Origin of the sequence: Solimicrobium silvestre (assembly GCF_002976435.1) — a bacterium.
In the GTDB taxonomy this organism is placed as follows: domain Bacteria; phylum Pseudomonadota; class Gammaproteobacteria; order Burkholderiales; family Burkholderiaceae_D; genus Solimicrobium; species Solimicrobium silvestre.
The window spans coordinates 441863-454280 of the sequence record NZ_PUGF01000001.1; the positions used below are offsets into that span (position 1 = coordinate 441863).

Annotated in this window: 7 protein-coding genes; 1 reads left to right on the forward strand and 6 read right to left on the reverse strand. The window is 45.6% G+C overall.

Annotated features, from left to right (window positions below; translation table 11 throughout):
* Positions 1-298 precede the first annotated feature (298 nt).
* Complete coding sequence (locus S2091_RS01875; RefSeq protein WP_105530064.1) at positions 299-1345, forward strand: GSU2403 family nucleotidyltransferase fold protein; 1047 nt, start codon at positions 299-301, stop codon at positions 1343-1345.
* Between the two features lie 20 nt (positions 1346-1365).
* Here the strand turns inward: S2091_RS01875 and S2091_RS01880 are convergent, their stop codons facing one another.
* The 6 genes from S2091_RS01880 to S2091_RS01905 all read right to left on the reverse strand — a co-directional run bounded on the left by S2091_RS01880 (position 1366) and on the right by S2091_RS01905 (position 12416).
* Positions 1366-2340 carry a glucokinase gene (locus S2091_RS01880; RefSeq protein WP_105530065.1) on the reverse strand — a complete coding sequence of 325 codons (975 nt, stop codon included), beginning with the start codon at positions 2338-2340 and terminating at the stop codon, positions 1366-1368.
* 70 nt (positions 2341-2410) lie between these two features.
* Positions 2411-4339, reverse strand: coding sequence for a glucokinase (locus S2091_RS01885; protein WP_105530066.1), 1929 nt, complete (start codon positions 4337-4339; stop codon positions 2411-2413).
* Between the two features lie 72 nt (positions 4340-4411).
* Positions 4412-7171 (reverse strand): alpha-1,6-glucosidase domain-containing protein, encoded by a 2760-nt coding sequence (locus tag S2091_RS01890; RefSeq protein ID WP_243405277.1) that lies wholly within the window; start codon positions 7169-7171, stop codon positions 4412-4414.
* Positions 7172-7228: 57 nt separating this feature from the next.
* A complete protein-coding gene (locus S2091_RS01895; RefSeq protein WP_105530067.1) occupies positions 7229-8911 on the reverse strand; it encodes an alpha-amylase family glycosyl hydrolase in 1683 nt (560 codons plus the stop codon).
* A gap of 48 nt (positions 8912-8959) precedes the next feature.
* The gene (locus tag S2091_RS01900; protein WP_105530199.1) at positions 8960-9967 is read right to left on the reverse strand and encodes a substrate-binding domain-containing protein; all 1008 of its coding nucleotides are present in this window, start codon (positions 9965-9967) and stop codon (positions 8960-8962) included.
* A 28-nt stretch (positions 9968-9995) separates the two neighbouring features.
* Entirely contained in the window at positions 9996-12416 is a 2421-nt protein-coding gene (locus S2091_RS01905) for a glycoside hydrolase family 31 protein (protein WP_105530068.1), read from the reverse strand.
* Between the last annotated feature and the right edge of the window lie 2 nt (positions 12417-12418).

A 12418-nucleotide genomic window follows, 5' to 3' on the forward strand; every position in this document is an offset into this window, starting at 1 on the left:
TTCAAGACGTCAAAACTCTATTCCTCATCCTCATTGCGCATCGGATAACCACCTAAATCCAACACCCATTCGACCGCTTCCACCTCAAACCAGTCCATAAACATGTCCAACGTGCGGAACTTCGGTCAGGTATCGTGGATATACAAAAACATATGCTGCCTCCGATTTGGTTCTTTCTCCAATTTAATTTATTTAAATTCTTGCCACATATTTTTTAATTTTATGTGGCAAAACCTCATCGAATAGATTATTCTTGCCACATATTTTTTAATTTTATGTGGCAATTTAGGAGTTACAAATGAAGCAACTCTATTCTGCTTTTCAGGCGACGTACCATACCGAGTTCGAAAATCTTTTTCAGTGGGCGCAAACGCAAGAAATAATCTATATTGGAACGCCGGGACGTATTGAAGAGCGATTGAGAGGAACAGACACTTTTTTTTACCATCGTTTTTACGATGCGAGTGGCAATCAGTCAGAAAAATATATTGGCGGGCCATCTGGAACACCTGAAGGGGAACTCGCTCTCAAAAATGTACAGGACAGAATAAGCAGCGCAGATATGGTTGTCCAAAGCGTAAGAGAGCTCCGCAAACTTGGTTTTGCCGTTATTGAAGACAAGGCTGGGGCCACATTGGCTGCATTACATAACCATGGACTTTTTTCCGGCGGACTCACTTTGATTGGAAGTCACGCATATGGTGCGATTCTAAATAAGCTTGGAGTGAAGGCGCCGAGTTATTTAACGGAAGACATCGATACAGTTAGATCAAATCCATTGAGTCTCGCCACCACACCGCAAATGAGCTTGCTTGACATACTTCAGACTTCAGGACTGCCATTTATTAAAGCTAAGACCGGGTTGAGGTCTGGTGATAAATCTGAAACTTACAAGCTACCAGGCAGAGAAAAGCTCTTAGTAGATTTACTTGTGAATGGATCTGATATCGGGGCACCAATATTAGTTCCTGAGTTTGAAGCCTATGCTCAAGCTGTTCCTCACTTGGATTACTTGGTCGATGGCAGATTAGAGTCCGTCATTCTTAGTAAGAATTATGCTGTACCAGTTTACACACCCAACCCTGCTCGATTTGCCATCCACAAATTATTTTCATCGCTATCCCGCATTAACCAGCCAGCAAAAAGTGGTAAAGATATTCTGCAAGCGGCGACCGTTATTTGCGCCATGGAAGACAAATATCCCGGAGATATTGAAGATGCGTTAAACGCCTTCCCAGATTCAGGGAAGGGCTTGATGTTAAAAGGGGCTGAAAAAGCCTTGCCCATCGTGCAGTCGCATTCTGAGCAATATGGCGACGTTTTAAGACGATTGATTGACGGGTAATCGCTCTACATAAAGGCCGCTTATTCCTGGGAAATTTGTCCCAACATCGCCGAAATACCAATGAACGCGGGGTAAGGTTCCGTAATGACGAAAGTCGGTATTTGTTCGAGGTAATTAGCGAAACGGCCTTTTTGTTCAAACCGCTGACGAAAGTGTGATTGATTAAAATAACTTCCTAAACGTGGGACTATTCCTCCCCCAATATAAATCCCCCCTTTGGAACCTAAAGTAATCGCTAAATTACTTGCCATTGTTCCTAATAATTCACAAAAAGTGGTTAAGACTTCGCTACAAATTGGGCATTCATTCTCCAAACCGCGTCGCATAATTTCCGGTGGGTCGATATCATCGGCGGTTACTTTGTGAAGATCAGCCAAAGCACGGTAAATCAATTGCAAACCAGCCCCGGACATTAATCGCTCGCTTGAAACATGCTTATAGGTTTGTAACGCAAATTGCAAAATGGCGATTTCACGCGCATTAGTCGGCGCAAACGAGGTATGCCCGCCCTCGCTATCTAGTGCCACCCAACCGCTTTTACTTGGAATTAAACCTGACACGCCCAAGCCGGTTCCTGCACCCAGCAATCCAATCACACCACCTTCTTGCGCCCTCCCTGCACCTACCTGATATTTTTGCGTTTGATCCAAAAAAGGAAGCGCCATGGCCAAGGCTTTAAAATCATTGATCACTAATAGCGTTGAAAAATTAAATTCATTTTTTACTGATTGAATCGAAAATGACCAATGGTGATTCGTCATTTGAATCAAATCGCCATGAACCGGATTAGCTATCGCAATCCCAACCTTACGAACCTGGCTTGCGCCTGCCTCAATTGCCAAAGGAGTAGCCAGGTAGCTTTTTATCGCGTCAGAGAGTGTGGCGTAATTTGCGCAGGGGAGTATTAAGATTGCTTCTAATTTTCCAGGTGCAGTTTCTACAGCAAAGCGTGCATTTGTGCCGCCGATATCAGCCAATAAGTGAGGATAAGTCATGTGATGATGGAGTTTTTTTCAGGTTGATAAGGCTAACCAAGTTGGCTAAGTTAAATTTGTATTTGGTTTGTTAACGGCTATGCGAAGTCAGATTCGATAAGGGCGAAGATAAACTCACGCCCGGAATATCATCTGTCGACAATTTTTCAGACGCCGGATTGATGATCGTTTTTTTAGACACATCGATAAGTTCGTCGCTTTCTGTATTCAGCAATTGCATATTTTCTGACTTACGTCGCATCGCGACGCCCACCGCCAAAATGTCGATCATCAATAAATGTAAAATGCGGCTCACCATGGGCAGGTGGGTGGAAATATCTTCCACGTGATCAATAATCAGTGCGACATCTGCTTTACGCGCCAAGGGCGAGTGGCTTGATGTGATCGCAATAATAGAGGCGCCACGTTCGCGGGCTTTTTCTGCCACGTCCACGAGTTCTTGAATTCGCCCACTGCTGCTAATGATGACAACGACATCGTCCTGCTTGAGTACGCCGGCGGCTAATAATTGTAATTTTTGATCTGTGTACGCACCACTGGAAACTCCAAGCCGCAAAAATTTAAACTGTGCATCTTGTGCGATGACACCATAGTGTCCAACCGAAAAAAATTCAACCCGGTTGGCATGATTGAGCATTTCAATCGCGCGGTCGACCATATCGCGATTAATCTGGTTGCGCACCTGCAAAATAGCCGACGCGGTATTACCCAACACTTTGGCGGCGAGCTCCAGCATCGAATCTTCGCGCGTGACTTGCGTATGCGTTAATGGAATCGTGCTTGTTAAGCCCGACGCAAGTCGCAATTTAAAATCAGATAATCCTTCACAGCCAAGTGATCGGCAAAAGCGAATAACCGTCGGCTGACTAACCTGCGCTGTTTTGGCAATGTCGATGATTGGCGCGTTAAGTACCGTACGTGGATGCGCCAACACATATTCAGCTACGCGTAACTCAGCTGGCGACAAATCAGGACGTGCGCGGCGTATCTGACCCAAAATTGCCGAGCCGGGCTTGGCCTGTAGATTACGCAGCTGCGCTTCAAGAATCTCGGAGATTCCGATAAAAGTTGCATGTTCTGCGGTAATGACAAACGTAGGAATTGCCTGCAAATAGCTACTAAACCGACCTTTTTGTTCAAAACGGGCGCGAAACGGCGATTGTTCAAAATAACTGCCAAGTCGCGGAATAATGCCGCCGCCGATATATATTCCTCCCAGAGCGCCAAGCGTTACAGCAAGATTGGCGGCGGCGGTACCGAGCAAACTACAAAACAACTCCAGCGTTTCAACACACACTGAATCGGTATTATTGAGTGCGCAATCGGTAATTTCAGCCGCAGTTAAATTTTTGCCGGGGACATTAGCGTAGTCGGCTAAGGCGCGATACATCAATTCCATTCCCGGCCCAGACAAAAGCCGTTCGAATGAAACATGATCAAATGATTTCCACGCGTAACGCAGCACCGCAATTTCACGTTCATTTCTAGGTGAAAAACTGCTATGCCCGCCTTCGGAACCTAACGAAACCCAACCGTCACCAGCCGGAATCAAACCTGAAACGCCCAAACCGCTACCTGGTCCCAAAATACCGATCACGCTTTGTTTAGTGTGATCTATTGCCACACCACCGCCAATTTTTCGGATATCTTGCGCCCCCAAGCGCGGCACCGCCATCGCCAATGCCGTAAAGTCGTTGACGATAACGAGCGTTTCCAAGCCAAGTTGAATCCGCATACTTTCAATCGAAAACTGCCAGTGATAGTTGGTCATGATGACGCTATCGCCCACAACTGGGTTCGCAACCGCAATTGCCGCATGCAGAATTTGAATCGGTTTCAGCGTGCTCATGTAGTTGGTTATTGCCGAATAAAAATCGGGATAATCGGCACATGGCAATGACGTGATTTGAGCGAATTCACCCCGGCTGGTTTCAAGCGCAAAGCGTGCGTAAGTCGCACCGATATCTGCTATCAATCTTGGATTATCGAAAGGAATCATAATTGGGCTAGGTTTAATTGGTGTAATCGTTCTATTTTAAATGTCATTTCGTATTTAAAACGAGCATTTAATTTAGGGCACCACAAAAACGACAGAACTACGCGCTGGTATCGTAAATTGCCCTGTCAGTGCATCATAAGCAGCTTCCTTGGCTACTCTTTTATCTGCCGCCGCAACGTTACTCTGAACAGGATGTAAAACGTACGCCTGCCCCTTTTCACTGGCAAGGCGGATAGTCTGTTCAGTGCTGGCAACGTTGATGAAATAGAGGATTGATTGATAATTTGCGCCGGGATAATTTTTACCATCCAAATGAGCAACGATCAGCGATCCGTTTTGCAGTGGCCCCACATTCTCAAAGCGTAAGCGTTGCTCTATATCCTCGGCAGTACCTAGCCTAAATAAAGTTGAGCTAGCGCGTATCTTGAGTAAATCACTAAACATGGCGCGCGCCATCCCGATTTCGTTACCGGTCGGTTTGATTAAGGGATTTTCAAGCCGCTCTTTGATCAAAGGGTAATTTTTTTCATTATCGGGTTTCGGTGGTAAACCAGTGGCAAAATAATTATCCTGATAGGTCCAATCCAAGCGATTAAACCAGTCACCCGAATTAAAACTATTGCTATCCATAGATTTGGAGCGCAGCACATCAATACCGGCATGAAAATAGGCGACTCCCTGACTGAATGCAGTAATGGCAGCGCCCAGCATTTGCACCCGCACGCGATCTATTCTAGTGGTGTCGGTGGGCAGTTTGTAGGCATTAATGTCGAAGAGAGTTTGGTTGTCGTGATTTTCAACATAATTAACCACTTCAGTTGGTTGACTGACGTAGCCGGCAGGTTGACCGTTATAGTTAATTTCCTTCAGTGATTTTTTCTGACCATCGTAAGTCAGCAGCTGATAATCACGCAACGAACCAGCAAGCCCGACACGCACCAAATCCGCCACCTGCAACAACCCGGCTGAGGAATTTCCCTGGTCTGCAAGGCCGTTGATATAGCCCTTACGATTCACTAAATCTGCGCCGGAATCGGAGGCACTGCCACCACGCACAGCGTCACGGAGGCGGTCGTTAAACGTAGCAATGCCGCTGCCATTCAGAGAAAGTTGCGATGCCTGTACAAAGCGCGCCCCATCCGCAACTTCACCAAAATTCCAACCCTCGCCGATCAATTGGATAGGGTGATTGATGCTGGACTTTAATTTTTTTTGCAGTGCCTCCATCACGGAGCGTGGTTGATGGGCCATTAAATCAAACCGAAACGAATCAATCTGGTAATTGCGGGCCCATGACACCACGGAATCGATCATTAACTTGGACATCATCCGATTTTCGGTCGCCGTATTGTCGCAACAGGTCGACTGTTCGATGGCGCCAAGCGCATTTAATCGATGATAGTAGCCAGGCACAATGCGATCCAACACCGATTTTGGTTGCTGCCCTGCTGCATAGGTATGGTTATAGACAACATCCATACCTACCCTTAATCCAATCCGGTGCAAGGCCATCACCATTTGACGAAATTCAAGCATACGGGTGGCACCATCAGCCGGATCCGTTGCATAACTTCCCTCAGGTGCATTGTAATGAAAAGGATCGTAACCCCAGTTAAAACATGCGGTTGAAACGGTCTTATTAACTGGATCAACAACGTCATCCTGCGAATTAATCGCAAGATGATCACAACCGGTTTCTTGTACGCTGGCAAAATCGAACACCGGCAGTAAATGTACGTCCGTCAAACTTGCCTTGACCAAGGTAGCCAAGTGCTGCATGCCGTTAGAACCAAGCTCGGTAAAAGCCAAATATTTACCTCGATGTGCGGCACTGACCGATTGATCGTTGATCGAAAAATCACGTACATGCAATTCATAAATTGTCATGTCTGTTTGCTTGCGTATGCTTTGAGGTGCCCGTGACTGACGCCATCCATTTGGCACAGTTTGAGGTGCATCAACCTGAGTGATGTAGCTGCGTTTGGAATCGGTAGTAAGGCTAATAGAATAGGGATCTGTGACGCGATTGCGCACCAGGCCGATGCCCGGCACAACGACATCCACAACGTATTTATAATAATGCCCGGTTAAATTTTTTGGTATTGTGTATTGCCAATGTCCAGTCGCGGAAACTCTCTGCATTGCGGCTATTTGTTCTGCGCCCCCTTGTCCATTCTCATACAAACAAAGCGATACGCGTTGCGCTGTTGGAGCCCAGAGCTTGAACTGAGTAGCGTGAGAATCGCCCCTGTCGATAACAGTCGCACCAAAATCGTCTATGTATTGGGCTGACGTATATAAGTCATCCAAGGCTCCAGCGATTTGTATGCGGGTAGAATCGATTACCTCGCCAAGCGAATTTTCCTGTACCAAAATGAGTTGCTGCTGAAGTAGTTGAGCTACTTTTTTACTGTCTGTTGCATGAAGCTTTAAGATAATCCCATCGGCCACAAAGTTGAAGCGCGTAGCTAATGCAGTGGGCAATGGAGAACTTGTTGGCTCGAGTGCTAAAACGCCGTCAGCACCTTGCATATGAGTTCCCTCAACGACATGTAAATTCGAGCTGGCAGAATAATACAGACGAAAATTAGCCGATGCGTTTAAGCCGGGCCATTTAATCAATCGTTGGTTTAGCCAGATTGCGCGAGCATCTTTCGTATTAGGTTCGGCGTGATGCTGTGCTTGCAAACTGGTTTGAAAATCATCACCATTGCAATCGTCTATTGTTGCAGGTTGTGAAGCTGCTGCCAGGGTTGAACATAGAAAAAAACCAGACATCAACGCAAAATAGCTCAATTTTGAATAGATGGATTGCACTATTTCAAAAACCACTTTAGCTCCCCTTAAGCAAGTTCAATTCGCAAGTTAAACTCATCACTACCTAGTTGATCAAGCTTGTTTTTGCACGCCAAACCAAGCGCCATAAGCAGGCAAACTAATTTCACCATCCACCATCGAGCCAACAAAACCATGACCTTCAAGTGCTTGGTAAGTTGAGCAATCCGGTAAGTTGAAATTTATTTTTTGTGAGCCGAGATTTAACACCACAATGACACTTGGCATGCCGTCCAAATCGCGTCGCAAGGCCAATAGTGGTTCTGGCGAGTCATAAAAAAATATGTCGCCACGCGTCAGTTGTTTAATTGTTTTACGCCAATGAATAAAATGGCGCGCAAAATTTAACGGTGACGCTGGATCTAGCGACTGCTGCGCAACGGCTGCAGCGGCATGTTCTGGCGGTACTGGTAGCCAGGCGCATCCACTGCTAAAGCCTGCGTTCTTCTGTGCGCCGTCCCAAGGAATGGGAGTCCGACAACCATCACGCCCTTTCATTTCCGGCCAAAAGGTAAGCCCGACCGGATCTTGCAATACTTCGTATGGAAGATCAGCTTCCGTAAGCGCCAATTCATCACCTTGATACAGGCAAGGCGTTCCTTTTAGTACCAATTGCATCGCCAGTAACACCTTGGCAAATTCCGTCGTCGTCGTGGCATCACCCCATCGTGACATGACGCGGTTCACGTCATGATTACCAATTGACCAAGAGGCCCAACCCGGCAATGGCGATGCATTCGCCTTGGCCTGAAACTCATCGACTTGAGCACTAATATGCTGGGTTGTATTATCACTGGTCAATAAATTAAATGAGTACGCCATATGCAGCTTGTCGCCATCTGCCGTATATGCCGCCATCGTACTGAGCGCTTCATCGGAACCGATTTCGCCAATCGAGATCGCATTATATTTATTTAACAAGGTACGAACGCGTTTAAAAAATTGCAGATTTTCCGGACGGGTATTGTCATAAATATGCGCTTGCAAACCATACGGATTGGATGCGGCAACACTCACCGTATTTTGTATTTTTGCGGGCGGATTATTACGTAACTGTTCGTCGTGAAAATGGAAAATACAGGCATCAATCCGAAAACCATCCACGCCGCGTTCCAACCAAAATTGCATATTATCCAAATGCGCTTGTTGAACTTGGGGTTGATGAAAATTTAAATCAGGTTGACTGGTCAAAAAATTATGGAAGTAATATTGGCGGCGACGACTGTCCCATTGCCAGGCAGAACCACCAAAAATAGATAACCAGTTATTCGGAGGTGTGCCATCTGGCTGAGGATCAGTCCACACATACCAGTCCGATTTTGGATTATCACGGCTCTGGCGACTTTCAATAAACCAGGGATGTTGATCCGAACTATGCGAGAGCACTTGATCTATCATAATTTTCAAACCAAACTGATGTGCGCGCGCGATCAACAAATCAAAATCGGCGAGCGAACCAAACAGTGGATCGACATTACAATAATCTGCGACGTCATAGCCAAAATCGCGCATCGGCGAAGTGAAAAATGGCGATATCCACACAATATCAACACCGAGTCCGGCAATATAATCCAGCTTGGCGGTTATACCGGCCAGATCACCGACACCATCGCCATCGGTGTCAAAAAAACTGCGTGGATACACCTGATAAATAACCGCTTCACGCCACCAATCGTTAGCGCTGTTGGCTTGCTCAACGGAGTTAGAATTAATTACTGAATTAAACGAATCTGACATGACTAACTCACAAACATAAAAAAAGATTTGGCGAAAATAAAAACTTGCTTAGGTTTTAATCTGACTCACCGTTTCACCGGCAATCAATATCGGTTGCCATAATTCTTGTAGTTCCGATGGAGGCGTTCCGCTTTGCAGTGCAAGCAGCATTTCAACCATTTTGATACCCGCCTTATCAGGGTTGGGCTGTTCAATAGTAGTTACGTTATAACCGGCCAGAGAATCTTCCATGCGCCCCCATACAATAATCGACATATTTTTACCGATGTCGATATTGGCATCTAACATGGCACGAATTGCACCAACCCCGGACATGTGGTTATCAACGATGACCGCCGTTGGTACTGACGGATTTTGCAACAGGCGCTGCATGGCTAAATAACCGCTACGTCTATCATTTGCACCATCAATAAGGTGACTAGGATCGGCGCTGATACCCGCAGTTTGTAAACTGAATTTAAAACTATCAAAGCGCTGACGTGCAAAATTCATTTCAAGCGGTGCGCTGATCAGCCCGATCCGCGAATGCCCATAAGAAAGCAGGTGCTGCACCGCCATGCTCATACCTGCTTCATTATCGTAATCAAACCAGGCATGCGGCTCGTTGACACGGGTACGTCCATGCGCAACAAAGGGCAAGCCCTGATTGGCCAGGTAGGCAACCCGTTCATCATACAAACGGGTCCGTGCCACAATTAAGCCATCCACCCTGCGCTCTTGCACCATATGCTGATAGGCACGTAGCTCGTTCATCTGCGATACAGGTGCAATGATTAAATCCATCTGACGTTCTTCCAGTGCTTGCGTCATACCACCAACAATTTGCATAAACATCGGATCGGCAAGATCGTTCGGCAGCGGATGTATGATGCCGATCACATTGGTGCGTCCTGAGGCTAAACTGCGTGCAACAGGATTGGGGCGATATCCGGCTAATTGCGCGGCAGCTAAGACGCGTTCTCTGGTGCGTTCACTGACTTCTGGATAACCATTAAGAGCACGGCTCACCGTAGTTTCAGAAATACCGAGATTCTTAGCGAGATTTTTCAGATTTATAGACACAATGGCGACATTCTAAAAAGGCTTAGTTACCGGACAAACTGATCACAAGTTTGGCTGGCGATTTTTGATTCAAAGGAACTGAAACGAAAAGCGTCTTGCACTTTTCATCCCACGAGTAATTGACCGCATGTTTTTTAAGATTCGATTGCAAAAGAACCTTGCCTGGTTTTACGTAAATATTATGAACAATTAAGGTGACCGTTCTATTGACAGGCTGATAGTGAACGCCATTTTTCTCGCTCAACGTAATACTCAATTGATGGGGTGTACGCTCACTGTTAAATTGCAGCAATGAATAAGCATCTTTTTCAAACGCATTGGGTGTTTTACCGTCGTCGTCGTATAGTTTTCCTGTACTGCGAGGAACAGATGTATCGTCGAAATAATGTAAATTGAATGCCTTGATTGAATAATGTTCAGTGTTTTGAATAACATCAATCATGGGGATAAACGCACCTGCCCGGACAAACACGGGAATATGATCCTGAGTCACAGCTACCGCCTGAGTTGTACCCGCCAGATACCGTTGTCCGGTATAAAAATCGAACCAATTAGCGCTACGCGGAAAATAAACGGACGTAGCGGTAATACCGGCGTCCAAAACGGGCTTAACCAAAAATTCATGGCCCCACAAATAACTGTTTGCAACGTCATACAAAGCGCGATGTTGAGGTTCCTCATAGAATAATGGTCGCATGAGCGGCAACCCTTGTTGATTGTTTTCAAACGCCAACGTGTAATTGTAGGGTAATAATTGATAGCGTAATTCAATGGCGGCCTTCGCTAACTGCTTGGCTTTTTGTTCTCTGAAAACGGGTTCAGCGGCGACTTCTTCTTGCGCATGCGGTCTAAAAATGGGTTGAAAAACACCGTACTGCAACCAGCGTGAATACAATTCATCGTCCAGATTAGCGCCAGCAAAACCGCCTAAATCCGAATGCATATAGGCCATGCCTTGCAACCCCATTTGCAGAGCTATTTCCGGTTGTGATTGCAAGCCGCCCCAAGTCCTATTGACATCACCCGACCAAGGAATCATCCCAAACCGTTGCGATCCTGAATAACCTGAACGCATAAGAATAAAGGGTCTCTGTTCAGGAAAATCCTTCTGATAGCCATCGGCAATTAATTTAGCCCAATTGTGACCATAAATATTGTGCATTTCATCGGCGGACCCAGTTTGATGAAGCAAACCCGTTGGATGCACTTCTGGCTCACCTAAATCGCCCCACCACCCGGCAACACCCAATTTGGTAAATTGTTTATAGAAAGACCAAAACCAGGCTTTTCCTGCCGGATTAAAAATATCGATCAATCCGGTATGTCCAAAATAAAAGTCGTAGGTAAATGCTTGACCATGTTCATCGGTAGCAAGAATATTTTTTTGTAGCGCTTCATCCCATTTTTTTGATGTAGTAAGAATGAATGGCTCCGTAATTAAAATCGTTTTGACGCCAAGATAGGAAAAATCATCGATCATTTTCTTGGGTGTCGGAAAATTGTCGGCATCAAATTCCAGATTTCCCATCGTGCCTTTTATCTCTTTACCAAACCAGTACAGATCAAAAATTATGGCATCCAGAGGGATTTTTTCGGTAATGAATTTATCGACGGTGGCACGCGCTTCTGCTTCAGAATGATAACCAAATCGGCTGGAGAAATTTCCAAATGCCCAACGTGGCGGCAATGGCTGCCTTCCAGTCAGTTTGGTGTAGTTATCAACGAGTTGCGCCCAATCATTTCCGGCAATAAGCTGATACGTTTTTCGACCGCTGATCGTCTCATAGGTGAGCGTATTCTCGTGCTTGCTATCTAAATCCAGATAACCGATGGGGGCATTATCAAAATGGATGCCGTACATTTTTGAAGAAAAAACCAACGGGATAGAAAAATTCATTTGCGTTGAGTGATCTTCATAGCCGTAGTGCGCCTTGTTATACAAGGGTAGACGATTACCGCGCCGATTCATGCCAAGTGCACGTGCACCCGCGCCATACAAGGCTTCGTTATTATCGAGATTAAAGCTTAAAGTTTCACCGCGCTCATCTTTAATATAGCCTTCTTTTTCAGAAGTAAGTTGTTTGCCATGATACGAATAGCTGATCATGAAAGGTGATTTATCCACCTTAACTACGATGCCTGATGTGGCGAATTCAATAGCTGTTGGCGTGGCCGTTAGCTTTGCTTTAATCACCGTGGGAGTCATGGGATTCATGATAACGGCGTGTGAGTTTGGATTAAAAACTTCGCCTGTTGGAATAAACGAGGTTTCAACAATGTTGTCGGAATAGGGCTTGATCAGATACTTTCCGTCATTGGTAGAAAGTTCCAGAACACCATTATTAACGACAAAGCTATCCAATTGACGATGGCTATTTTGCGCGATTGCCAGCGGCGTAATCAACAATAAAACGGCAATTTTTATATATACTTTTATGTTCATGC